This is a genomic window from Nitrosomonas sp. (assembly GCA_031316255.1).
Classification (GTDB): Bacteria; Pseudomonadota; Gammaproteobacteria; order Burkholderiales; family Nitrosomonadaceae; genus Nitrosomonas.
This window is the reverse complement of the sequence record JALDQW010000001.1, coordinates 903,202-930,158: the sequence shown is the minus strand read 5'-3', so window position 1 is coordinate 930,158 and position 26,957 is coordinate 903,202. Positions and strand designations below refer to the sequence as shown.

Genomic DNA, 26,957 nt, shown 5'->3' with positions numbered 1-26,957 from the left:
GTCTTAATGATATGGAGACCCCAATAATTATGAATAACGCCCCACAAATTTGTGTCAGTGTTGATGTTGGTTGTCGCCAGCATAGCGTAGCAATCGGTTTGCCCAATGGCGATGTACTGGATGAATTTGACATTCTCCACCGCCCGGAAGGATTTAAACAATTTTTTGAACGTATTGAACATCATTGCCAGCAACATGGTCATGAAGTTGCTGTGGCAATGGAAGGCTACAATGGCTATGCACGGCCTTTGGATAGTCTGGTGAAAGTACGTGGTTATCAACTTTACAACATTAACAATTTGAAGCTGGCGCGCTTTAAAGAAATATTTCCGGCTGCAGCCAAGAATGATCGTATTGATGCGTGTAAAGGTCTGGAGCTATTTCAGTTGAAAGACCACCTGCCATTAGCCAAAGATGTTCTCCAGGAAATTATGCCGACTCCGCGTGAAAATGACATGCTAAAACGCTTGAGTCGCCGCCGCCGTGCCCTGGTAGATGAAAAGAGTCGCCTCCAAAGTCGCCTTCAGGGCGATCTCCACGCTGTGTGTCCCGGTCTATTGGACATCACAAAAGATGCTGATAATCTTTGGTTCTTACGCTTCATCACCAGCGTTGACGAATTGACAAAACTGTCGCGTCTGCGCTTATCGTCACTCAATAAGATTCCCCGTATAGGCCGAAAATATGCAGCCCTAATCAAGGCATGGCAACCACAAGCGTCATTTAGTCATGAAGTGGAATGGGTCGGCGCAATGATCATTGAAGATGCCCATCGTATATTGGTGCTCAAAAACGACATCAAAGCATTGGAGTTGCGTTGCAAAACGTTAATGCAAGAATCCCAATCTGCGAAGCTGATTGATAGTATTCCGGGATTCGCCGTGATCAGCGCTTCAGAGTTAGCGGGCGAAATCGGCATCATTGATCGTTTTGCCAGCGAACGCAGTCTGGCACTTTATTTGGGTATGGTTAACCTCGACAATAGCTCTGGAAAATTCCGTGGCTCAAAAGCACCAAAACATGTTAACAAACGTGCTAAGGGTGCAATGATGACCGCTGTTGATAAACATCGTAAGTATGTGCCTGAATCGCAACGTTACTACGAGAAAAAACGTATCGAAGGAAAATCACATAACCAAGCTGTTCGCGCGCTCGGTCGACAACTCTGTCGTATTATTTTCAAAATGTTGAAGCAGAATCGTATATATGAAACTCGATCAGAAATAAACAAAAACACTTGAAAATTCGAGCGGGATGTTCAGGTCGCGAATAAAAATGAAAAGTCCAGGGTCAGGTCGCGAAGAAAAGTCCAGGGTCAGGTCGCGAATAAAGAAAAAATGAGAAATGAGTGTATGTTTCACTCTATGTCAAGATCATTCTGTTTGGAATTTCTGAACGTGCTTTGTCACGTGACATCACGTGGAGGCCGGCGTGAAACATTTATTAAGACGATGTAACGTCCTGAGATGCAATCAATCACGTGCTCGACTGAAATCTATCGAACCACCTCATGTTTGCGCTTTCTTTTTCAGTACTTTTAACACCGATAGCAATTCTGGGATATCATCCTGAATTATGCTCCAAAGTGTGTCATTGTCGATACCACTTGTTCGAGCAGCGGAAAGCGCAGTAAAACAACACGTTACACCAATAGAAGTAGAATCGAGATTTCGACCTGTCGATGTAATTCTGATTACGACTTTAATGTGTACGCGGTTCGAATTTGATTTTGATCGAATAACCCAAGGCGCGGGCGTAATCTTCGACCGTGGCCAGTCTTGGCGAGATACTCGAGTTCAGGCTTTCCAGCCGGGAGATGTTGCTTTTCTTGGTGCCCAGCAAAACCGCCATTTGTTCCTGAGTTACGCCTGCACGTTTACGCAAGGCGATCATCTGGCGTTTCATCTCGAACGCGGTGGAAAGCCCATCGTATTCGGCTTTGACCTCCGGGTCTTTCAACGCCGTTTGTTTGAATGTATCGAATGTTGGCCTTTTATGTGTCATCGTTTTGTACCTCTTTCGCTCGTTTCTGCGCCGTCTCCTTCTGGCGCTTGGGGATTTTGTTCCCCTTTTTGATCACGGTTATGAGAATGACGATTTCCCTGTTTTTGACGGTGCAAAATACCGACCGGGAAATGCCTTCGCGTCCTTTGGCCCGGATTTCAAACAATCCCCGGCCCAATGGCGCGGTGTGAGGCCGTCCAAGATCGGGACCGAATTCCTGAATCAATTCCGCGATGCGCAGGAAATTGGAGAGGATCCCCGGCGGCAATGCTAGTGTTTCCGCTTCGACCTTCTCGTTAAAGAACGAGATCGTCCATGTCATCACTAAAGTTATCAATTATGATAACAATAGTCAAGCCCCTTAACACCTAACAGAAAAACAATCCCATGAACAACACGTTCTTCCGAGAGGATATCGGCAGCTCAACCAATAAAAAAGGAAACACCGCATTACGGATAGTAATTTTTTAAGCTGAATAAACCAGAGCCAAAAGACACTTGGCAGCACATTTGAACGACAAATAGGAACTACTAAATCCTCAATATCCTGCTTCTTTCTGGTGTTTGAGAGCGAGTACATAAACTAAATTGTTATTTTCATCAAAGTGATAAAGAGCCACGTAACCAGAGTCCCCGAAAGGAATAATTAACTCTCGAAGTTCAGGAAAGTCGTTAAGTGGTCTACCTATCTTTGGATCAGTTTCCAGAATTGTAAGTTTTTGTTCGATGGATTGAGCAGCTTTTAATACGGCATGAGGATTTTTGTCGGCTAAAAACAAACGGCAACGCTCCAATCCTGCTACCGCTCCTTCGGTAATAATTACTCGTGGCATGAAGGCGCTTTTGTTTCTTTTTCAGTTCCCCAAGTATTTAACCAATTTCGCACTTCTTGATTGGTAAGATGCCTACCGGTTTCTTGATAAGCTGTCCAGGATTCCATAGCTTCTTGCCTGAATCTTTCTCTTGCTTCCTCGCGTTCAATATATTCACGTATTGCTTCTCGCATAATCCAGTGCGCAGAACGATGACGCATGTTTGCCAAGTTCTGAATTCTATTTTTCAGATCTTCGCCGAGTTTAATTGATGTTGACATGGCTTAATAAAAATATTAAAAGGTATTACTATTGGGTAACTATAACATAATTATGACTTGATCATTTTGAAAACATTTCAAAAAACAGCACCACATAATTCAATTAAGCAGTGGTCACCTTTCAAAAATGGTTTTCAAAACCCGACATGTGACAATTTTGCCCATCGTCCACGTACGTTGGCGAGCACCAGCGGGCGTTAAGTGAATAAAAACAGCCGGTTTAAAATACCTGTTAATCCGCAGATCCCAGGTTCGAGCCCTGGTCGGGAAGCCATACTTTTCTTGGACTTACCGCTGATGCCACTGATCGCCGGACTTATAGGTTGGGGGTCGATGGGTCGAAACCTTATCAGATCAATCGCATAACATCAGCTCAACCGTATTTTGTTGTGATTATTGACGAAGAAGACCGAGTTGTGTACAGCAAGCGGCATACTAACCATTTCACATCAAGTTGCGCGGTTGTGCCGATTACCATGAAAGAAGCAGTTACGAGACTACCTCATTGATCTTCCCATTTCACTTCAATTTCAACCCGCCGATCAGGAGATAAGCATTCTATCAATAATTCCCGTCCGAGATTTTCGTCACAAGTGTCACCGGTAACCGGATTTTCTTCGCCCATACCATAGGTTGTAATTTCCTGAGGGTCAATCCCTTTAGAAATGAGATATATTTTCACGGACTCTGCGCGTCTCAAAGAAAGATTTCTATTGTAACTTTTAGGACCTATACGATCGGCATATCCGGTGAGTTCAACTACATTCTGCAGAGATTGCAGTTCCTTTGCAACGTACTCCAGCACTTTGTTGGTATCTGGTTTTAGCCTTGCGCTATCAAAATCGAAAAGAATGTCTGTTGTTGAAATAAACTTTATCAGTCTTCCATAATTCGCAGAAGCAGGTTTGGAAGGTGGTTCAGGTTGTGCATTCATCGGTCTGGAAGGCGCCAATTCAGAAGAATCTGAAGTAGATAGTTCCGGTTGTTCTGTTTGAACAAAATGCGCCTCTTGTTGTAAAGCAGCGCAAGAAAACAGCATAGGGAAGATTATCAATGCAATAACCGTATTATTCGAATAAATTTTTTTCAAGATTTTCAACCTCTAATTTTATAGGCTGCAAATTACTATCAGCACCATCTATGTGGGAAAAATAATTAAATATGCAGTATTTGTTCTTTTTTTTTCAGCTTTACACCGAATCAGATTGCTGTTTAATACATAGCAGTATAAAACAGGCGAACTTGTTTATAAAACAGGCTTGGCATCGAAATTAATTTTTCTGAACAAGATTGATGAAAAAAAACTGCTGCAAAATTTTATTGTTACTCTATCTGTTTTTATGGATTATTACAGCCAAAGCGGCTGATCCACAAGCATTGAGTGATATATCGATTACCAGCACTGTACTTGATGAAGAAACGGTAAGCAAATTATCGGATACTGCTGCGATGACTGAGGTGAGAGCGTTGATAAAACCTTTGCGTGAAGCCGTTTTATCAACTGAATTATTCTCTAAGATTAAAAAAATTAATTTTAAAAACGGTGATTATTTCAAACAAGGTGATCATTTGGTTCAGTTTGAGTGCGATAGGCAAAGCGCAGAGCTTAGGGCTTCCCAAGCAGAAGTTGAGGCTAAAAGAATGATTTATCAAAACAATGAGGATCTATCGCAATTTGATGCGGTAAGCTCACTTGAGCTTAAAGTCTCAAAAGCCCAACTCGATAAAGCACAAGCTGAGTTACGCGCTAGCAGAGCGCGTAATCGTGAATGTCAAATTATTGCACCTTGGGATGGTCGTGTAACAGATGTCAATGCACACGCCTTTGAGGTTGTAGAACCGGGCCGTGAAATCATGAAAATTCTGGATGATAGAAGTCTTGAAGTTGAAATGATCGTACCCTCAAATTGGTTACGTTGGCTCAAGCCTGGTATCAGCAGTCATATAACAATCGATGAAACCGGAGAAGAACACGTGATAGAAGTTTCAAGAGTAGGCGCCAGGGTCGATCCCGTTTCTCAAACTATAAGAATATTTGCAAGTTTTAAAGAAGAAACCTCGGAAATTTTGGCCGGCATGAGCGGTACGGTATTCTTTAGTCTACCTGCAGACCGTAACATTTGAGAACCAGATTTCATCACAGATGACCGTTCAACAAGAAAGTGACAATAATCACTCATTATCCATTTTACTTCAGTTAGAAGAAGATGCCCGCAACTGCGAAGATTTACTGGCGCTGCAATATTTTATTGTCAATGAAACAAGGCGTTTACTCAAATATCGACACGCCTTTCTTTTCAAGTTGGTTGACCAAAGAAAAACACAGTTTCATACGATTCGTGCATCAGGTTCCACATTCGTGGACCGCTCCATACCCAGAATTCACTGGATAGAACGTGTAATCAGTGCGGTTTTAAAAGAAAAACCCGGCGATTTGTCGGTTCAAATTCATTCTGATCAACTCTCAACAGACCTGCAGCAAGATTGGCATTTGTATGCATTATCATTTCCTGTTCTGCTTAAGTTGGAACTCCCGGATGGTCATTTGATCGGTGTTCTCTGGTTTGAGAGAGAAACAGCATGGCAGGAAAATGAACTATTGCTACTCAGGAGATTGGCTAGGACATACGCACATGCCTGGGGATATTTTATTAAAAAGAAATCATTCGGATCATGGCTGTTTTCTCGTAATAAAGCCTGGATACTTGGCGGTATTGTATTGGCCTTATTGCTATTGCCGGTTCAGCATTCAACTCTGGGTCCGGCTAAACTGGTAGCGGATGATCCCTGGATTGTAAGTGCGCCCATTGATGGCGTCATCGCATCCGTTTCGGTTGAACCGAATCAAATGGTATCGCAGGGGGTTACATTATTTAATTACGAAGATACCAATTACAGGAATGAATATAGTGCTGCTGAGCAATCGCTTGTGGTTGCTCAAGCTGAGTTGAGAAAAGCAACCCAGGGCGCTTTTCAGGATCAGAAAAGCAAGGCCGAAGTATCATTGCTGAAATCTAAGGTCGATCTGGTCATTATCAAAAGAGACCATGCACTGGAAAGACTGAACCATGTCAACGTTGTTGCCGAGAAAAAAGGTTTTCTATTATTCAATGACAAGTCTGATTTGATCGGCCGCCCCGTTAAAACCGGGGAAAGATTGATGGAAATTGCGGATGTTGAGAAACTGAAGCTGCGCATTGATTTGCCAGTGGACAATAATATCGAGTTCGAAATTGGTGCGCCGGTCAAATTATATCTTGACGTAAATCCAGTCAGATCAATTGATGCGATTGTGACATATATTGGTTTCCGGGCCGAAGTTGTTCCAGGGGATATTCTTGTTTATAGAATAGAGGCCGATTTAACTGAAGAATCACGCAATTTACGAATTGGCTGGCAAGGTACGGCAAAAATATACGGTCGCACTGTAAATCTATTCTTTTATTTGTTCAGACGTCCGCTTGCTGCGGTACGACAATATTTGGGTTTCTGATGAAAATCCGCTCAACACCTTCCAAAGGTTAACCTTAAGAATCACAATCAATCGCTTAAGGATCGTAACAGTGCATATCGCTACATATCAGTTTTTCCATTGCTGCGTATGTTCAGAGCAACAAATCTTTACACACATTTTCTTTTATTAAAGAAATATGTCTTTAGATAGTGGACAAACTTTACCGCAAATAAGAGCGGATTTACAGCTTTTACAAGCACCGAAAGCCCATGATGGGACCCCTGCGTGGACACTTTTTGATCCAATTGCAAACCGTTTTTTTCGAATCGGTATATTGGTTTTTCATATGCTTAAAAACTGGTCAATTGGAGATGGCAGAGCGTTAATAAAATACATCACAAAAGAAACTGCTTTCCAGCCAACCGAGGAAGATGTGTCTGCCTTAATCGAATTTTTGCATCAAAATCAACTGACCGTACAGTCACATACTCAGCAGTCTCTGAAATACTTGTCGCAGCACAAAAAACACATCGCAAGCCGCTGGTATAGATACCTGAATAATTATTTGTTCTTCAGAGTGCCCCTTTTTCGTCCAGATCTATTCCTGGACAAAACTTACCCTGCAATAAAAAAATTATGTACGCCATTAACCTTCTACATTCTTGTGTTGACTGGCGTGATGGGAAGTTATCTGGTATCGCGACAATGGGATGAATTTTTAAATACCTTTTTGCATTTCTTTACCTTCAAAGGTGCTTTGCTTTACGCGATCGCATTGATATTTACCAAAACCCTGCATGAACTGGGACATGCGTATACCGCAAAACACTACGGCTGCAGAGTACCCAGTATGGGGGTGGCGTTTATGGTCATGATGCCGGTACTGTATAGCGATATGACCGATACTTGGCGGTTATGTTCGAAAAAACAACGCATACACATTGCAGCTGCAGGAATGATTAATGAATTGTTGCTTGCAGGCATATGTCTGTTTCTGTGGTCATTTCTACCTGATGGCGTGCTGCGGAGTATTTGTTTTATTACCGCCACCACGAGCCTGGTCAGCAGCCTGATCATTAATATCACTCCATTTATGCGTTTCGATGGCTATTTTATTTTGTCAGATTGGTGGGGTATCGATAATCTCCAGCAGCGCTCATTCAGGTTGGCACAATGGAAAACCCGGCAATTTTTGTTTGGATCCCTCGAAGAGAAACCTGAGTATTTTTTGCCCGGTATGGAATTAAAACTTATTTGTTACGCCTGGCTGACCTGGCTCTATCGATTGGTACTGTTTCTCGGGATTGCATTACTTGTTTATCACTTTTTCTTCAAGTTGCTTGGCATTTTATTGTTTTTTGTTGAAATTATTTTATTGATTCTTATGCCTATTTATAAAGAAATAAAGCACTGGTGGTTATTAAGAAAGAAAATCCATCAAAATGGCCGGTTATGGATTTGGGGGGCATGTCTGCTGGGGTCAATTGGCCTTTTATTCTATCCCTGGAGTTCCAACATTCATATTCCGGGTGTATTAACCTCATCGTCATATGCTTCAATTTACGCTTCAGAACCCGGGCAAATTCTCACTATAGACGTCCAGCTTGGACAGGACGTTGAAAAAGATCAAATTTTGATGACTTTGGAATCGCCTGAATTAGAGTATGAAATCAAACAGACCCGAAATCAACTTGCTTATTTTAAATTGCGCGCAATGCGCGCTGTTACAAACCAACGAGATAAAGATGATCTGAATGTGATTATGGAACAGATTGCCGCTGAGTCCAGCAGACTCGAGGGTCTATTGAAAAGTAAAAATAATCTCATTCTTCGCGCACCATTTTCGGGAAAAATTGCAGAAATGGATGAAACCATACATGTTCATCAATGGGTAAATGATGCGATGCCGCTTTTTTTTATAATGGAACCCGGTATGCCCGAAATAAAAGGCATCGCTTTCGAGCATGACATTGACAGGATCGAATCAGGACAGGAAGCTGCATTTTATCCAGAAGATCCGCTACTGCCGAAATTAACCGCCTCAATCCATCGCGTTGACTGGGGAAACATCAAAAACCTTGAGCTGACATATCTTGCCTCAACATATGGCGGAAAAGTAGCGGTTAAGCATCACAGCAATGGTGCGATTGTGCCGGAAATTACCGCTTACGCAATTCGCCTTAATAACGTTACAACTAATGTAATTGGGCAGGAAATTCGAGGCATTATTTCGATTAAAGCCGAACCGGTTTCAATCGCGGAAAGAGTCCATGATCTCGTATTGTCCGTCATTATAAGAGAAAGCGGATTCTAAAAATATTTTGACTTCAACAAGTTAATTGCCGCCAATAAACACCCTCATGTTAATCCTTGAATCGTTGCAATAACTCGACTCGGATTTTTGCCCTGCATTAACTGTCGAGCAACATTCCCTTAAAGAAAAGAAAAACGCCTTCTTTTCGTCGCTATCAATTCGCGCCATCACCTGTATAGTTTATTTTCGAGAACATATTTTTTAAAGAAACGTGTTTCGCATGTTTCTGCATTGGGAATCTCATATTAACTGATATACCTTGTGGCCTGTACCAAAGTGAAATAGAAAAATGTTTTATGATAATGCGTTGTTAACCAAAAATGCTCTGACTATTCTGTTGACATTCATATTGATATCCGGGTGTGCAATACAACCCAAGGTCGTGACTGAACAAGAGAACAAAGAAAGAGTCTCGCAAGATCTACAATTTCTGCAGGATGATCAAACACCCATTCTCGGACCTATTTCACTGGAAGAAGCAACAGCGCGCGCATTGAAAAGCAATCTTAATCTGCAAATAGAGTTAACGCGCATAGCTTTATCACAAAAACAGTTGAATTTAAAAAGCTACGAAATGCTTCCAAAGCTGGTGGTCGATCTTAATTACAATTCCCGCAGCAATTTCAGCGGCGCAAGAAGCCGGTCACTGCTCACGGGGCGGACAACACTAGAGCCATCCACATCTTCTAACAAGGATGTATTCTCCAGTGTACTCGGATTAAGTTGGAATATCCTCGATTTCGGAGTCTCGTATTACCGTGCGCAACAAGCGGCTGATAACGTGCTTATTCATGAAGAGCAGAAACGAAAAACAGTCAACCGTATAGTTCAGGAAGTCCGGTCGGCATACTGGCGTGCTGTTAGCTATGAGCGCTTGAATATACGCATGAAGCGCCTGAAGGAAAAAGTCCACAAATCCATAGAACAAAATGACCGAATCGAACTTGAAAAACTCAATAATCCCAAGAACAGTTTTATTTTCAGGCGCGACATGCTCGGTATCGAACGTGAGATTAGCTGGTTACAACGGAATTTGTCCCTAGCAAAATCGCAACTGGCCGTGCTAATGAATATTAAGCCGGGCGTGGAATTTAATCTCGTAATCCCGGAACGCGGTGAGTTTACCAAAAAGCTGGAACTTGATATCGAAACCCTGGAGCAGATTGCGCTGGAAAGCCGTCCGGAATTACGAGAATTATTTTACCAAAAGCGTGCAAATGCGAAAGAGACAAAAGCAGCCATACTGCAGATGCTTCCCGGCATCGAACTCAGAGGAGACTACAATTACAATTCAAACAGCTTCCTTTTTAACGGAGACTGGTTGAGTATTGGTTCGCAATTATCCTGGAACTTGATCAGTCTGATTTCCATGCCGGCCAAACTGAACGAGCTTGGCGCACAAGAACAATTACTTAATACCCAACGATTGGCCATGAGCATGGCTGTACTAGCTCAAGTTCATGTCAGCCTGGCACAGTTCAGCAGCATTAGTGAAGAGTACCGCGCCGCGTATGATTACTTCAAAGCGCAGGAAAAAATAATCGAGCAATCACGAATTGAAGCTTATCTTGGAAAGATCAGCGGGCACGCCTTAATACGTGAAGAAATGAACACGATGCTTGCAGAGCTGCGTAACGACGCGATATACGCTGATCTTGAAAATGCGTATGCCGGTATTTATGTTTCTTTGGGACTTGATCCTATTCCGGCAGATCTGAACAGCAATAATTTGCCGGAATTGACTGCGCAGCTGATTGAACATTGGTCAAAACGCTGAGTTTTTCTGAATTCATAGCCGGTTCCAGTGATCAGTGAATTAAGTCGACTCCTAAATTGACGTTATTGATGAGATGAAGCTCATTGGTTTGATCAAGGTAAACTTGTGAGTTGTTTTCACAATAAATTTTCTGAACAGGTAGAACTTGAAATTGAAATCGTCAAAATCCGGAACATCATTAGGTATTATATGGCAGCTTGAGCCAAGGTTTATGTTCGATGGTGCCGCAGTGAGTACAGCAGCAGATGTTGCGGACGCATCTATCGTAGAAACGTTAATTCCAGTAGCATCAGAAGATGAACCGGCAATTGTTGAGAATGGCAATGACGAAAAGATCATAAACAATACTGCAAATGCAGCAAATCTAACGGAACAGCTGGCCAATTATGTCGTGCCGAACGGCCTGACTAATGAAATCGTATTTGTCGATACCAGCGTCGAAGATTATCAAACTATCCTGACTGGAATAGATCTGAACATACAGGTTGTCTTGTTGGACAGTCAGCAAGATGGTATCGAACAAATTGCAGCCTATCTTACTCAGCAGCAGTCGGTAGATGCGATTCATATTATTTCTCATGGCAATCAGGCGGAACTGTTTTTAGGCACAGGAGTGTTGTCTACAGAATCCATGCGAGGGGAATACGCCGATGAATTGGCCATTATCAACCAGGCATTAACCGCAGAAGCCGATTTTCTCATCTATGGTTGTAATTTTGGCGAAGGAAAGATTGGACAAGAAGCAGCGGAATTACTTGCAGAATTGACCGGTGCGGATATTGCCGCCAGTAACGATTTAACCGGCAGTTCGGCGCTGGGGGGCGACTGGGAACTCGAAGTCCAAACTGGCGTGATTGAAAGTAAGATAGTTGTCAGCACGCTTGCTCAGGAAGCATTTGCTGGCGTTCTGGATGTCACGACGGGATTGGTCGGTCACTGGACCTTCGATGCGGATGCCACCGACTCGAGTGGGAATAATTACGATGGAACATTGAGTGGCAATGCTGTGATCGACACCACCGATTCCACGGATCAAGTTGGGGAAGGAAAACTGTCGTTGGATGGGACAGGCGATTTTGTTGATCTTTCCGCCCATGCCAGTTCGTTTTCGGGGATGACAAAAGGGACGGTATCCGCTTGGGTAAAATTCACCAACACTACTCGCGGCACCATTTTTGATCTAAATGACGGCGGAAATAGCAATTTTGCTGCATTATTTGTGAATAATGGATTGCTGAATTGGCAAGTGACAGTCAATGGGATTACTCGTATTCTGGAGAAATCGACGGTCGCACTAAATGATGGAGCCTGGCATCATATAGCTTTGACTACGAATGGAAGCGGGAACCAACTGTATGTTGATGGGATTGCCCTTACTGGTTCGGCAGTGAGCTATACAAATGGAAATGCTTCATCCACTCAATTTTTCAGTAATCTTTTAAATGTCTCTGGACTTCAAATCGGAGCCTATGACAACGGATTAATTGGCGGGGAATTCACTGGTTTGATTGATGATGTCCGAGTGTATGATCACGCCCTGACCACCGGTGAAATAACGACGCTTGCAACTAATTACTCTCTAGCGAATAGCGTTCCCGGGGGGCAAACAACCAACGAAGATACAACCCTTACGTTTAATTCAGCTAACAGTAATTTGATCTCCATCACCGATAAATCAGGTGAAAACCTGGTGGTCACCCTATCGGTCGATAACGGCACCACCACACTTTCTGGCACAACCGGCTTGACGTTTACCGCCGGGGACGGCACGGCGGATACCACCATGACATTCTCGGGCACAGTCGGTAATATCAATGCCGCGCTGGATGGCCTGCAATACGATCCCACGGCTGACTATAACGGTAGCGCAACGTTGACCCTCAGCACCGCGAACAGCACCTTGGTTTCGCTCGAGATCGATGCCAATCTCCAGGCTCGCTATACCTTCGAGGGCAACGCCAACGATGTCGCCCCCGGCACCGCACAGAACGGCACATTAACAAATGGGGCCACCATCGTCACCGATGGGACTCGCGGCCAAGTTCTCAGTCTTGATGGTGTGAATGATTATGTCAAAGTCACAGGGCTCTTTGGCAAACCATCGAATGTAACGCTAGCCGCGTGGGTTAATCTGACATCGGCTGGTTCAAGTGGCGCCATGGTCATTTCGCTTGGTGACAGTGTGTCGCTTGTGGCGGATAGTGCAGGGCGATTGGTGGGCACCTATTATGCGGGTGGGACCTGGCCACCTGTGCAATTCACGGGTACGCTGGCTGGAGCGGGCTGGCATCACCTTGCGTTCACGTTTAATGATACGGCTAATGTAGCGACTTTATATTTAGATGGAGCAGCGGTCGCTACACTGTCAACCACGGATAGTATTAACTATACACTTGGAACTGACACCTATATCGGCAAACACGCGAACGGGAATACCAATTTCAACTATGCAGGGAAGATTGATGATGCGCGTATTTACGATCGTGCGCTGAGCGCTAGCGAAGTTGCCAAGCTGGCCAATGATCTTGCCCTAAATGACACCGATACGGTGGCGATCACGGTCAATAGCGTCAATGATAACCCCATTATTTCAAGTAATGGTGGAGGCAATACGGCCAACATTAACGTGGCTGAAAACACCACGGCAGTCACCACGGTCACCTCGACGGATATCGATGGTGGCACAGCGGTCTATTCCATCAGCGGCGGAGCGGATGCTGCCAAGTTTAGTATTAACAGCGCCACCGGCAACCTAGTCTTTTTGGCAGCCCCGGACTATGAAACGCCTGCTGACTTCAATGGGGACAATGTGTATGAAGTCATCGTGTTGGTTTCCGATGGGAATGGCGGGACTGATACGCAAACGATCAATGTGACCGTTACGGATGTGGCGAACACGCTGACGGTGACGACGACTACGGACAACAATGACAGCGGTATCGTTGCTGGGGATGGCAACTATGATATCGAATGGCTGAACGCCAATCTCGGTGCTGACGCCTCCATTTCCTTACGAGAAGCGATTATTGCGGCCAACAACACCACTGGGATGGATACTATCGATTTCAACATTTCTGATCCGTTAGTCAGTGGGGCGCATACGATCGATGTGCTTTCCGCCCTGCCAGATATTACCGACACGATTATCATCGATGGCACCTCAGAACCGAATTATGCTGGAACCCCCATCATTGAATTGAACGGGATCGTTGCTGGGGCTGGTATCGATGGTTTACGGCTGGTGGCAGGCAGTAATGGGAGCACAGTCCAAGGTCTGGTGATCAATCGCTTTGGCGGGGATGGGCTTGAGGTCAATTACTCCGACAACAACACGATTGCTGGGAACTACATTGGGACCGATGTCACTGGCCTTGTCGATTTGGGAAATGGGCAGAACGGGATTCGTGTGGTGAGTTCAACGAACGCTCTGATTGGCGGCGGCACGATTAGTGCTCGTAATGTCATAGCTGGTAATACGGGCGCTGGGATTCGTGATGAAGGTTCATTCGGGACGATTATTCAGGGGAATTATATCGGGGTGAATGCAACTGGTACGGGAACGATTGCCAATTCGCAAGGCATTCAAACCTGGAGCGGGTCGAGTAATGGAATCATCGGCGGGACGGGAGCCAACGAAGGGAACGTGATTGGTGGAAATACCAATCAGGGTATCCTTCTCTATTCCGCGTCCAGCTATACGGTGCAGGGTAACTATATTGGGACGGATTCCACGGGAACATTGGATTTAGGTAATTTAGGCAATGGCATCGCAATTTCCACTTTAGGAACCAATCATCTGATTGGTGGTACAGGTGCTGGCGAAGGCAATGTGATTGCTTTTAATAACCTTGATGGGATTACTGTGAATGGAAGCACGGTGACTGGAAATTCGATATTAGATAATCAGATCTATTCCAACACGGGTTTAGGCATTGATCTGAGTGGAGGGACGGAAGATGGGTTTGGCGTGACGACCAATGACGCCGGAGATGCCGATACCGGGGCCAATGACCTGCAAAATTATCCGGTACTGTCCGCAGCAGGTACTGATGGAACGACAATCGCGATTGCCGGTTCGATTAATAGCACGGCCTATACGACTCTGCGGTTGGAGTTCTTCTCCAACTCGTCTGGGGATTCCACTGGCTATGGCGAGGGGCAGACCTATCTTGGCTATACGACGGTGTTCACCGACGGCAGCGGCAACGCCCAGTTCGTGGCTAACTTCGACAAGGCGGTGACTGCCGGCCAGGTCATCTCCGCCACCGCCACGGTGATGAAGGCTGGTGGCGCCTACGGGTCCACATCCGAGTTCGCAGCCAACGTTACAGCCGCCAGCGCGCTCATCGTGGATACCACCAATGATACAGTCGACGGTAATACCACCTCCATCGCCAACCTGCTCGCAAGTAAGGGTTCGGATGGCAAGATCTCATTACGCGAGGCAATTATTGCTACCAATAACACGGCGGGGCAGGATACCATCTTCCTGTCCTCTGGAACCTATACCCTAATGATTGCAGGCTCTGGCGAAAATGCCGCAGCCACCGGCGACCTAGACATCCTGCAGAACCTGACTCTGATTGGCACCGGTGCTTCGTCCACTATTGTCAATGCCACGGGCCTCAACGACCGTGTGTTCGAGGTTTCGGGAACCGGCACGTCAGCCTACTTCAGCGGCATCACGGTGACGGGCGGGAACATCAGCAACGGCGGCGGCATCCTCGCGAACGGCAGTACGTCTCTGACGCTGTGGGACAGCGTGATCGCCAACAACACCACCACGAGTACCACCGGCGGTGGCTTGTACACGAGCGGCACGACGTTCCTCAACAACGTCACCGTGTCCGGCAATTCGGGCGCCAGCGGCGCCGGCATCTACAGCAACAACACCCTGGTGATCAGCAATTCGACCATCGCTGCCAATACCGGCAGCAATCAAGGCGCGGGCATCTGGAGCAGCGGCAGCAACGCCAACCTGACCTTGATCAACACGACGATCAGCGGCAACTCCAACAGCGGCAACGGCGGCGGCCTGTACAACGGCCAGGCCGCCACGCTGATTAACGTCACCATCGCCGGCAACACCGCCAACCAGGGCGGCGGCATCTTCAGGGGCGCGGGCAACGTGACGACCACGCTGCTGAACACCATCGTCGCCGGCAACACCGCCACGGGCACGAATCCGAACCCAGACATCAGCGGCGCGGTCACGAGCCTGGGCAACAACATCATCGGTAACACAACGGGCAACAGTGGCTGGGTGGCTTCCGACCAGCAGAACGTCAATCCACTCCTCAACACCCTGGCCAACAATGGCGGCGCGACTCAGACCATGTCCCTGCAAGCAGGCAGTCTCGCAATCAATGCAGGCTCTGCCACCAATGCGCCGGTGGTAGATCAGCGTGGATATTTCCGGGATGCCAGTTACGACATCGGCGCCTATGAGTACAACGGGACTAGTCCGATTGCCAACACCGCGCCAGTGAACACGGTGCCGGGGGCGCAGACGGTCAATGAAGATACCAGTCTGGCTCTCACCGGGATCAGTGTGAATGACGTCGACGGTAATCTGTCCACGGTGCAGTTGGCGGTGACGAACGGGACATTGGCCGCAACCTTGTCGGGTGCGGCCACGATCAGTGCCGGGGCGAATGGCTCCAAAACCTTGACACTCTCCGGCAGCCAAGCGGACATCAATGCCACGTTGGCCAGTCTGACGTATCAAGGCAATTTGAACTTCAATGGCAGCGATACGCTCACCATCACGAGCACTGACGCCAACAGCGCGACGGACGTGGACACCGTGGCTATTACCGTGAGCTCTGTGAATGATGCTCCGGTGAACACGGTGCCGGGGACGCAAGCCACAAACGAAGACACCCTTCTTACGTTCAATGCGGCAAATGGTAACCTGATTTCTATTGCAGATGATGCAGGAGCAGCTCTTGTAGTGACTCTCTCCGTCGCTAATGGAACAGTAACCCTTTCAGGCACGGCTGGGTTGACCTTTGCCACAGGAGACGGCACGGCTGATACGTCCATGTCATTCTCCGGAACGGTGGAAAACATTAATGCTGCACTGGATGGCTTGCAATACAATCCCACTCCCGACTATAACGGGAGCGACACGCTAACTATCACAAGTTATGATCAAACGCTCTATTCCTTAGATTTTGATGCTAATTTGCAAGGGCATTATCAATTTGAAGCTGCTGATCCAGGAAACGATAGCAGCCCAGTAGGGACGAACGATGGTACGGTCATTGGAGCCACGCCCACTGTCGATAGCACGCGAGGAGATGTTCTGAGTTTTGACGGGAATGATTATGTGGAAATAATTAGTTCTTTGGGCAATCCAGTCGACTTCACTCTTGCGGCTTGGGTTGACATGGATGCGACACAATCCGGTTGGCCCCGTATTATCGAAGTTGAGTACGTAGGCTCAATTAATTTTAACGCATCCAACAATAAGCTGGTTGGCTGGTATCACGACGGAACGAATTGGCATGCCTTTGAGGCGATCGCAAGTCTAGTCGGGACCGGATGGCATCATGTGGCATTTACCTGGAATGAGGGCACTTCAACGGCCGCGCTTTATCTCGATGGGGCTGAGTTATCTACTGTTACCTGGACGTTGAATGACCCCGGTAGTCCGACCGGTGTCACCAGAATCGGTGCTCATCCAAACGGCGGTAGTACTTTTAAGGGACTGATGGACGACACCAGAATTTACAATCGGGCGCTTTCTGCAGACGATATTAACAAACTGGTAACCGCTCCGGTGACCGCCAGCGACACCGACACCGTGGCCATCACGGTGAATAGCGTCAATGACGCACCGGTAAACACCGTGCCCGGCGCGCAGGCCGTCAATGAAAATACTGCGTTGAGCATCAGCGGGATATCGGTGGCCGATGTTGACGGCAATCTGTCCACGGTACAGCTGGCGGTAACCAGCGGCACGCTGAACGTGACCCTGTCCGGTGCTGCATCCATCAGCGCAGGTGCGAACAACACCAACACCTTGACGCTGTCCGGCACGCAAACAGACATTAACGCCACACTGGCCAGCCTGAGTTACCAGGGCAACCTGAACTTTGTTGGCAGCGACACGTTGACGGTCACCAGCACGGACGCCAACAGCGCGACCGACGTCGATACCGTTGGCATCACCGTCAACAACGTCAATGCTTCGCCGGTGAACACGGTGCCGGGCGCGCAGACGGTGAACGAGGACACGGCGCTTGGTATCGCCGGCATTTCGGTCGCCGATGCAGATGACAACCTGTCGACGGTACAATTGTCCGTGACCAGTGGGACATTGAACGTCACCTTGAGCGGTGCGGCCAGTATCAGCGCGGGCGCGAACAACAGTAACACGCTGACACTTTCGGGCAGCCTGACCGACATCAACGCCACGCTTGCCAGCCTGAGCTACCAGGGCGGGCTGAACTTTAACGGCAACGACACCCTGACCATGATCAGCACCGACGCCGACAGCGCAACCGATACCGACACCGTGGCCATCACGGTCAATAGCGTCAATGACGCACCGGTAAACACCGTGCCCGGCGCGCAGGCCGTCAATGAAAATACTGCGTTGAGCATCAGCGGGATATCGGTGGCCGATGTTGACGGCAATCTGTCCACGGTACAGCTGGCGGTAACCAGCGGCACGCTGAACGTGACCCTGTCCGGTGCTGCATCCATCAGCGCAGGTGCGAACAACACCAACACCTTGACGCTGTCCGGCACGCAAACAGACATTAACGCCACACTGGCCAGCCTGAGTTACCAGGGCAACCTGAACTTTGTTGGCAGCGACACGTTGACGGTCACCAGCACGGACGCCAACAGCGCGACCGACGTCGATACCGTTGGCATCACCGTCAACAACGTCAATGCTTCGCCGGTGAACACGGTGCCGGGCGCGCAGACGGTGAACGAGGACACGGCGCTTGGTATCGCCGGCATTTCGGTCGCCGATGCAGATGACAACCTGTCGACGGTACAATTGTCCGTGACCAGTGGGACATTGAACGTCACCTTGAGCGGTGCGGCCAGTATCAGCGCGGGCGCGAACAACAGTAACACGCTGACACTTTCGGGCAGCCTGACCGACATCAACGCCACGCTTGCCAGCCTGAGCTACCAGGGCGGGCTGAACTTTAACGGCAACGACACCCTGACCATGATCAGCACCGACGCCGACAGCGCAACCGATACCGACACCGTGGCCATCACGGTCAATAGCGTCAATGACGCACCGGTAAACACCGTGCCCGGCGCGCAGGCCGTCAATGAAAATACTGCGTTGAGCATCAGCGGGATATCGGTGGCCGATGTTGACGGCAATCTGTCCACGGTACAGCTGGCGGTAACCAGCGGCACGCTGAACGTGACCCTGTCCGGTGCTGCATCCATCAGCGCAGGTGCGAACAACACCAACACCTTGACGCTGTCCGGCACGCAAACAGACATTAACGCCACACTGGCCAGCCTGAGTTACCAGGGCAACCTGAACTTTGTTGGCAGCGACACGTTGACGGTCACCAGCACGGACGCCAACAGCGCGACCGACGTCGATACCGTTGGCATCACCGTCAACAACGTCAATGCTTCGCCGGTGAACACGGTGCCGGGCGCGCAGACGGTGAACGAGGACACGGCGCTTGGTATCGCCGGCATTTCGGTCGCCGATGCAGATGACAACCTGTCGACGGTACAATTGTCCGTGACCAGTGGGACATTGAACGTCACCTTGAGCGGTGCGGCCAGTATCAGCGCGGGCGCGAACAACAGTAACACGCTGACACTTTCGGGCAGCCTGACCGACATCAACGCCACGCTTGCCAGCCTGAGCTACCAGGGCGGGCTGAACTTTAACGGCAACGACACCCTGACCATGATCAGCACCGACGCCGACAGCGCAACCGATACCGACACCGTGGCCATCACGGTCAATAGCGTCAATGACGCACCGGTAAACACCGTGCCCGGCGCGCAGGCCGTCAATGAAAATACTGCGTTGAGCATCAGCGGGATATCGGTGGCCGATGTTGACGGCAATCTGTCCACGGTACAGCTGGCGGTAACCAGCGGCACGCTGAACGTGACCCTGTCCGGTGCTGCATCCATCAGCGCAGGTGCGAACAACACCAACACCTTGACGCTGTCCGGCACGCAAACAGACATTAACGCCACACTGGCCAGCCTGAGTTACCAGGGCAACCTGAACTTTGTTGGCAGCGACACGTTGACGGTCACCAGCACGGACGCCAACAGCGCGACCGACGTCGATACCGTTGGCATCACCGTCAACAACGTCAATGCTTCGCCGGTGAACACGGTGCCGGGCGCGCAGACGGTGAACGAGGACACGGCGCTTGGTATCGCCGGCATTTCGGTCGCCGATGCAGATGACAACCTGTCGACGGTACAATTGTCCGTGACCAGTGGGACATTGAACGTCACCTTGAGCGGTGCGGCCAGTATCAGCGCGGGCGCGAACAACAGTAACACGCTGACACTTTCGGGCAGCCTGACCGACATCAACGCCACGCTTGCCAGCCTGAGCTACCAGGGCGGGCTGAACTTTAACGGCAACGACACCCTGACCATGATCAGCACCGACGCCGACAGCGCAACCGATACCGACACCGTGGCCATCACGGTCAATAGCGTCAATGACGCACCGGTAAACACCGTGCCCGGCGCGCAGGCCGTCAATGAAAATACTGCGTTGAGCATCAGCGGGATATCGGTGGCCGATGTTGACGGCAATCTGTCCACGGTACAGCTGGCGGTAACCAGCGGCACGCTGAACGTGACCCTGTCCGGTGCTGCATCCATCAGCGCAGGTGCGAACAACACCAACACCTTGACGCTGTCCGGCACGCAAACAGACATTAACGCCACACTGGCCAGCCTGAGTTACCAGGGCAACCTGAACTTTGTTGGCAGCGACACGTTGACGGTCACCAGCACGGACGCCAACAGCGCGACCGACGTCGATACCGTTGGCATCACCGTCAACAACGTCAATGCTTCGCCGGTGAACACGGTGCCGGGCGCGCAGACGGTGAACGAGGACACGGCGCTTGGTATCGCCGGCATTTCGGTCGCCGATGCAGATGACAACCTGTCGACGGTACAATTGTCCGTGACCAGTGGGACATTGAACGTCACCTTGAGCGGTGCGGCCAGTATCAGCGCGGGCGCGAACAACAGTAACACGCTGACACTTTCGGGCAGCCTGACCGACATCAACGCCACGCTTGCCAGCCTGAGCTACCAGGGCGGGCTGAACTTTAACGGCAACGACACCCTGACCATGATCAGCACCGACGCCGACAGCGCAACCGATACCGACACCGTGGCCATCACGGTCAATAGCGTCAATGACGCACCGGTAAACACCGTGCCCGGCGCGCAGGCCGTCAATGAAAATACTGCGTTGAGCATCAGCGGGATATCGGTGGCCGATGTTGACGGCAATCTGTCCACGGTACAGCTGGCGGTAACCAGCGGCACGCTGAACGTGACCCTGTCCGGTGCTGCATCCATCAGCGCAGGTGCGAACAACACCAACACCTTGACGCTGTCCGGCACGCAAACAGACATTAACGCCACACTGGCCAGCCTGAGTTACCAGGGCAACCTGAACTTTGTTGGCAGCGACACGTTGACGGTCACCAGCACGGACGCCAACAGCGCGACCGACGTCGATACCGTTGGCATCACCGTCAACAACGTCAATGCTTCGCCGGTGAACACGGTGCCGGGCGCGCAGACGGTGAACGAGGACACGGCGCTTGGTATCGCCGGCATTTCGGTCGCCGATGCAGATGACAACCTGTCGACGGTACAATTGTCCGTGACCAGTGGGACATTGAACGTCACCTTGAGCGGTGCGGCCAGTATCAGCGCGGGCGCGAACAACAGTAACACGCTGACACTTTCGGGCAGCCTGACCGACATCAACGCCACGCTTGCCAGCCTGAGCTACCAGGGCGGGCTGAACTTTAACGGCAACGACACCCTGACCATGATCAGCACCGACGCCGACAGCGCAACCGATACCGACACCGTGGCCATTACGGTCAATAGCGTCAACGATGCGCCGGTTATCGATTTGGATGCCGATGATAGCTCAGGCGCTAGCAGTGCAGATTTTCTAATCACTTTTACGGAAAACGGTGGAGCGGTTTCATTAGCCGATGTGATTGATGCGTCTTTAATCGACGTGGACGGTGGAAACTTGGTGGGGTTAACGGTCACCCTGTCCAACCCTCTTGATGGAACCAGTGAACTGTTAACTGCAGATACTTCGGGAACATCTATTGTTGCTGTGTACGATAGTGGTACTGGTGTTCTTACGCTGAGCAACTCTGATTCGATTGCCAATTATCAACAAGTATTACGCACCATACAATATAACAACACCTCTGAAGTTCCCGACCTTACCAACCGAGTTTTGTACGTGGTAGCAGAGGATGGCACGGAATACAGCAATACCGCCACGGTGACGGTAAGTATGGTAGGCGTCAACGATGCACCGATAAACACCGTACCGGGCGCGCAGACGGTGAACGAAGACACCAGTCTGGCAATCGCCGGCATCTCGGTCGCCGATGCAGATGACAACCTGTCGACGATACAGTTGTCCGTGACCAGTGGGACATTGAACGTCACCTTGAGCGGTGCCGCCAGTATCAGCGCAGGCGCGAACAACAGTAACACGCTGACACTTTCGGGCAGCCTGACCGACATCAACGCAACCCTTGCCAGTCTGAGCTACCAGGGCGGGCTGAACTTTAACGGCAACGACACCCTGACCATGATCAGTACCGACGCCGACAGCGCAACCGATACCGACACCGTGGCCATTACGGTCAATAGCGTCAACGATGCGCCGGTAAACACCGTACCCGGCGCGCAGGCCGTCAATGAAAATACCGCGTTGAACATCAGCGGGATATCGGTGGCCGATGTTGATGGCAACCTGTCGACGGTACAGCTGGCGGTGACCAGCGGCACGCTGAACGTTACCCTGTCAGGTGCTGCATCCATCAGCGCAGGCGCGAACAACAGCAGCACCTTGACGCTGTCCGGCACGCAAACAGACATTAACGCGACATTGGCCAGCCTGAGTTACCAGGGCAACCTGAACTTTGTTGGCAGCGACACGCTGACGGTCACCAGCACGGACGCCAACAGCGCGACTGACGTCGATTTTGTTACCATCTCGGTGATTAAAACAGCCAGTGAGCCTGTGCCAACTACTGACCCAAATCCAGCAACGGATTTAGACCCTACAGAGGAACCCGACCCAACACCTGAACCCGATTCCGATCCCGATCCAGGGTCTGATAATCCGGAAATTGTTCCAGATCCGACGCCTGATACAGATCCAACAATAAACCCAGAACCAACACCGGATTCTGATCAGAATCCCGACGTAGATATCACAACCGGACCTGGTCAGTCTGCAACACTTGTGCCTGCACCAATTCCTGAGTCAGGATCAACTGCGAAGACAACGACTAACACATCAGTTACAGTTTCGACATTTGAATTCACGCCTGTTGATTCACCGACACAAACACAGCCAACACAACCAGTTACCTTTGAATCTTTAATACCCGCTGGTGATCAAAAAACACAACCAATTGATTCGTCAGCAAATGAAGTGACGAAATCGGTTAATTCTGATTCAGAAAGACCCATGAAAATCACCATTGTGATAAACCAAAGACTTGCCGATGATTTATCGAACTTATTTCCTGATAAAGAAATTAATTCAATACCCGGAGGTGAGCACTTTAGGTTGTCACTCACTGCTCAAGAATACGAGTCCATAAAAAACAATCAAACATTATGGAAAAAAATTGAACTCATGCAAGCTGATTTACAAAAAACATTTGACTCTGACGCGGCCGCAAATACTTTCGTTGCAAATTTGGCAATAGGCACTGGAGTTTCGTTGTCTGTAGGGTTTGTAGCATGGCTTATGCGTGCAGGTGCCTTTCTAAGCAGTTTTTTGTCTATTCTACCTGCTTGGAAAAGCATTGACCCATTGTCAATTTTAATTGCCAACAACACGGCACAAGGCGTAGATCATCCCGCTGACAAAGAAGCATTGGATTCGCTACCTGATCAGACAGCTGAAGAATTATTCGAAAAAAAAGACGCTGATAAACCGAATCAATCAAAATGAAGAAGCCATTATTTCACCCGATAACACGTTTGAGCATAAGCCTTGTTGCACTGGCTATCAGCATTCTATTAGTAGGAGAGTTATTAGGTATTGTGCCTGACAAATCACAAATTGCACTCAATGCCAGAAAACATTTATCAGAGTCTCTGGCTGTACAATTTACACTTGCTGCTGAACAAAAAAACTTTAAAGAGATTGAAATTACACTTAAATCACTTGTTGAAAGAAATCCGGAAATACTTTCCGGCGCGATTCGCAAAGCAGATGGCTCATTACTTGTCACCACGGAAAATCATGAACAGACTTGGCAAGGAACTTCGGATGGCCGTTCTACTTGGTCGTCTGTGCAAGTGCCGATCGCACAAGGCAATCAACTTTGGGGTACAGTCGAACTCAGTTATGCACCAGTGTACGGAGACGATATTTATAACATAATTAAGAACTCGATTTGGGGCATTGCAATATTTGTCTTGATTGTTGGGTTCTACAGTTTCCGTTTCATCTTGAAACGCACTTTAAAGGAGCTGAATCCTTCCAATGTTATCCCGGAGCGGGTCAAATCCGCCTTTGATACTTTAACTGAAGGCGTACTCATACTGGATGCTCAAGGCCAGATAGTTATGGCCAACAACGCTTTCAGTAATATTACGGGTATTGATTTTGACCGACTTCTCGGTAAATATGCCTCTGATCTGGGTTGGGGCAGATTTTCCGTTGAACAAATGAAACCAGATTGGATGCATCCCTGGCTGAGTACGATAAAAAACGGCAATCCTGAGACGGATACATTTCTGACTTTTAATTGTCTGGGAGAAGTGCGCATACTTTCAACGAACTGCTCGCCCATAATGGGCGGTGATGAATGTAAGGGTGTATTAGTCACATTCGATGATGTTACCGAGTTTGAAAACAACAATCAGAAACTAAAAAATATGCTTACAGAGCTGGAGCTTTCAAAGGTTGAAATCTCGCGGCAAAATAATGAGCTGAAAATGCTGGCCGAAATTGACCCACTGACCGGTTGCTACAACCGAAGAGCGTTGTTTTTATATTTCAAAAAAGCATTTGAGGAAGCAGTTTGTCAGAAAGCAAATTTGTTTTGCATTATGCTCGATATCGATCATTTTAAAGCAGTGAATGATACTTACGGGCATCAGACCGGTGATGAAGTCATTAAGCTCGTCGCAGCTATCATTAAGGAAAATCTGCGTGAAAATGATTTGGTTGGACGTTATGGTGGCGAAGAATTCTGTCTCGTGTTACCAGATATCGATGCGGATAAAGTATTAAAAATTGCAGAAAGAATCCGTGTCAATGTCATGGAATCCAAAGAATATCATGCAATAGGTATTGATAAAGTTACTATTAGTCTGGGTATTTCGTCAACTCAGGACAATGCACAGAATCCCAACGAAATGATAGATCTTGCTGATAAAGCGCTGTATTTCGCAAAAAAGAATGGACGAAATCGCGTTATTGTATGGACTGATGATGTAATAGATTCCGATGAAAATCAGGTAGAGATAGCATCAGAACCGGCCAGTGAGAATGATAGTAGTGGTTCATCGACTGACAACAGCAGTTTGATTACAGACAATGCCTTTTTACATGCAAGAATCAAAGAACTTGAAACATTGGATAAAGAGAAGAAAGCGGCGCTGCAATATTACTTAAACTACGATGCAGTGACCGGATTGCCGAGTCACGCGTTATTGCGTGATCGATTACAAGCGCTGATAACCAATGCTTCTCGAACAAAGCGCAAGATTGCTTTGTTATCGCTAAAGTTTAATCCTTATAGGCGAATTAACAGCACTCTTGGACATAAATCCGCAGAAAAGTTAATTATAGAAATTACGCGAAGACTCACTGAAGTCTTGCGTTCTTCTGATACTATTTCTTCGGATACAGGTTTAGGTATTTCGAATTCTCTATTATCCAGAAAAAATGATGAAAACTTTTATATAGTTGTCCCCGGAATCCAGAAGGATCAAACAATTACATGGATTGTGAACCGCGTAAGAAATGTCTTTGATCAACCAGTCAAGATTGAGGACATAAATATACAGGTTGATAGCATGATTGGAGTCAGTGTTTTCCCGACAGATGAAAGGCACTCCGATAACTTAATCAAGTTTGCCGATCAGGCGCGTGATTGTGCCGAATTAATGGGAAAAAACAGTTGTCAATTTTATTCAGAAAAAATGAACGGTCATTTTTTTGATCAATTGAATACCGAATCCGAAATAATGAATGCGATCAAACACAATGAATTTGAAGTATATTATCAGCCCATTGTAGATATAACCCAAGGGAGAATTAACAAAGTTGAAGCCTTACTGCGTTGGAATCACCCTAAAAAAGGGCTACTAACACCTGCTAGTTTTATTGAAGTCGCTGAAGAAAGTGAATTAATTGTTTCTCTGGGTGAATGGGCATTGCGTGAATCTGTTCGGCAACTCGCGAAATGGAGAAGCGAATTCTCTACCGATATTTCTATTTCTGTAAATTTATCGACAATTCAATTCAGGCAAAAAGATTTGGCAAAAAAGATTATCGAATGTCTGCATGAAAATGGAGTGCCTGCAAAAAATTTAATTCTTGAAATTACCGAAAGTACAATTATGCAGGATATGGAACGTACGATCACAATAATTAAAGAATTAAACGACCTGGGCGTAAAGATAGCTTTAGACGATTTTGGTACGGGATACTCATCATTACAATATATTCATAAACTTCCGGTAGACATTATCAAAATTGACAGTTCATTTATTCAGGAAATCAAACCAAATACAGCGAGTGACAGTATCGTTTCATTAATTATTGATATGGCCAGGCGCATGGGTTTTTCCACTGTGGCGGAAGGTGTAGAGACGGAGAATCAGTATTATCAACTATCGAAGTTAAAATGCGATGAGATTCAAGGGTATTTTATCAGCCGTCCCATCACTAATGACGATATGTATAAAATGCTTGAGACACAGACGTCGCGTGTCAATGAAATTAAGTTAAAGCTTGCAGTATAAGAAGCTCTGAAGTAACCACAAATTTGACATTAATTTACAAATTCTCAGAAATAATATTTCTTAA

At 47.8% G+C, this 26,957-nt stretch carries 12 protein-coding genes; 7 read left to right on the top strand and 5 right to left on the bottom strand.

Annotation, left to right across the window (positions count from 1 at the left end):
* Positions 1-29 precede the first annotated feature (29 nt).
* Complete coding sequence (locus tag MRK00_04240; protein MDR4516581.1) at positions 30-1,241, top strand: IS110 family transposase; 1,212 nt, start codon at positions 30-32, stop codon at positions 1,239-1,241.
* A gap of 460 nt (positions 1,242-1,701) precedes the next feature.
* On the opposite strand, the gene MRK00_04235 is transcribed toward MRK00_04240, so the two are convergent.
* The 5 genes from MRK00_04235 to MRK00_04215 form a co-directional block, all read right to left on the bottom strand.
* On the bottom strand, positions 1,702-2,004 hold the full coding sequence (locus MRK00_04235) for a helix-turn-helix domain-containing protein (protein MDR4516580.1): 303 nt from the start codon (positions 2,002-2,004) through the stop codon (positions 1,702-1,704).
* Positions 1,994-2,326: a type II toxin-antitoxin system RelE/ParE family toxin gene (locus MRK00_04230; GenBank protein ID MDR4516579.1), complete on the bottom strand. Its 333-nt coding sequence runs from the start codon at positions 2,324-2,326 to the stop codon at positions 1,994-1,996. The genes MRK00_04235 and MRK00_04230 overlap by 11 nt, the downstream gene beginning before the upstream one ends.
* A gap of 217 nt (positions 2,327-2,543) precedes the next feature.
* Entirely contained in the window at positions 2,544-2,837 is a 294-nt protein-coding gene (locus MRK00_04225) for a type II toxin-antitoxin system RelE/ParE family toxin (GenBank protein MDR4516578.1), read from the bottom strand.
* Positions 2,825-3,097 carry a CopG family ribbon-helix-helix protein gene (locus MRK00_04220; protein ID MDR4516577.1) on the bottom strand — a complete coding sequence of 91 codons (273 nt, stop codon included), beginning with the start codon at positions 3,095-3,097 and terminating at the stop codon, positions 2,825-2,827. The genes MRK00_04225 and MRK00_04220 overlap by 13 nt, the downstream gene beginning before the upstream one ends.
* A gap of 502 nt (positions 3,098-3,599) precedes the next feature.
* A complete protein-coding gene (locus MRK00_04215; GenBank protein MDR4516576.1) occupies positions 3,600-4,187 on the bottom strand; it encodes an OmpA family protein in 588 nt (195 codons plus the stop codon).
* Positions 4,188-4,390: 203 nt separating this feature from the next.
* Between MRK00_04215 and MRK00_04210 the strand changes: the two genes are divergently transcribed.
* The 6 genes from MRK00_04210 (at position 4,391) to MRK00_04185 (ending at position 26,893) form a co-directional block, all read left to right on the top strand.
* On the top strand, positions 4,391-5,221 hold the full coding sequence (locus MRK00_04210; GenBank protein MDR4516575.1) for an efflux RND transporter periplasmic adaptor subunit: 831 nt from the start codon (positions 4,391-4,393) through the stop codon (positions 5,219-5,221).
* 19 nt (positions 5,222-5,240) lie between these two features.
* Positions 5,241-6,590, top strand: coding sequence for an HlyD family efflux transporter periplasmic adaptor subunit (locus tag MRK00_04205; protein ID MDR4516574.1), 1,350 nt, complete (start codon positions 5,241-5,243; stop codon positions 6,588-6,590).
* Positions 6,591-6,897: 307 nt separating this feature from the next.
* The gene (locus tag MRK00_04200) at positions 6,898-8,865 is read left to right on the top strand and encodes a biotin/lipoyl-binding protein (protein MDR4516573.1); all 1,968 of its coding nucleotides are present in this window, start codon (positions 6,898-6,900) and stop codon (positions 8,863-8,865) included.
* Positions 8,866-9,154: 289 nt separating this feature from the next.
* Positions 9,155-10,642, top strand: coding sequence for a TolC family protein (locus tag MRK00_04195; protein MDR4516572.1), 1,488 nt, complete (start codon positions 9,155-9,157; stop codon positions 10,640-10,642).
* A 145-nt stretch (positions 10,643-10,787) separates the two neighbouring features.
* Positions 10,788-23,864 carry a tandem-95 repeat protein gene (locus MRK00_04190; GenBank protein MDR4516571.1) on the top strand — a complete coding sequence of 4,359 codons (13,077 nt, stop codon included), beginning with the start codon at positions 10,788-10,790 and terminating at the stop codon, positions 23,862-23,864.
* The gene (locus tag MRK00_04185; protein ID MDR4516570.1) at positions 23,861-26,893 is read left to right on the top strand and encodes an EAL domain-containing protein; all 3,033 of its coding nucleotides are present in this window, start codon (positions 23,861-23,863) and stop codon (positions 26,891-26,893) included. Before MRK00_04190 ends, MRK00_04185 begins: the two co-directional genes overlap by 4 nt.
* Positions 26,894-26,957: the final 64 nt, after the last annotated feature.

Coding starts and splice junctions, on each gene's coding strand:
- MRK00_04240 (MDR4516581.1), top strand. CDS start 30: ATGAATAACGCCCCACAAATTTGTGTCAGTGTTGATGTTGGTTGTCGC.
- MRK00_04235 (MDR4516580.1), bottom strand. CDS start 2,004: ATGACACATAAAAGGCCAACATTCGATACATTCAAACAAACGGCGTTG.
- MRK00_04230 (MDR4516579.1), bottom strand. CDS start 2,326: ATGACATGGACGATCTCGTTCTTTAACGAGAAGGTCGAAGCGGAAACA.
- MRK00_04225 (MDR4516578.1), bottom strand. CDS start 2,837: ATGCCACGAGTAATTATTACCGAAGGAGCGGTAGCAGGATTGGAGCGT.
- MRK00_04220 (MDR4516577.1), bottom strand. CDS start 3,097: ATGTCAACATCAATTAAACTCGGCGAAGATCTGAAAAATAGAATTCAG.
- MRK00_04210 (MDR4516575.1), top strand. CDS start 4,391: ATGAAAAAAAACTGCTGCAAAATTTTATTGTTACTCTATCTGTTTTTA.
- MRK00_04205 (MDR4516574.1), top strand. CDS start 5,241: ATGACCGTTCAACAAGAAAGTGACAATAATCACTCATTATCCATTTTA.
- MRK00_04200 (MDR4516573.1), top strand. CDS start 6,898: ATGCTTAAAAACTGGTCAATTGGAGATGGCAGAGCGTTAATAAAATAC.
- MRK00_04195 (MDR4516572.1), top strand. CDS start 9,155: ATGTTTTATGATAATGCGTTGTTAACCAAAAATGCTCTGACTATTCTG.
- MRK00_04185 (MDR4516570.1), top strand. CDS start 23,861: ATGAAGAAGCCATTATTTCACCCGATAACACGTTTGAGCATAAGCCTT.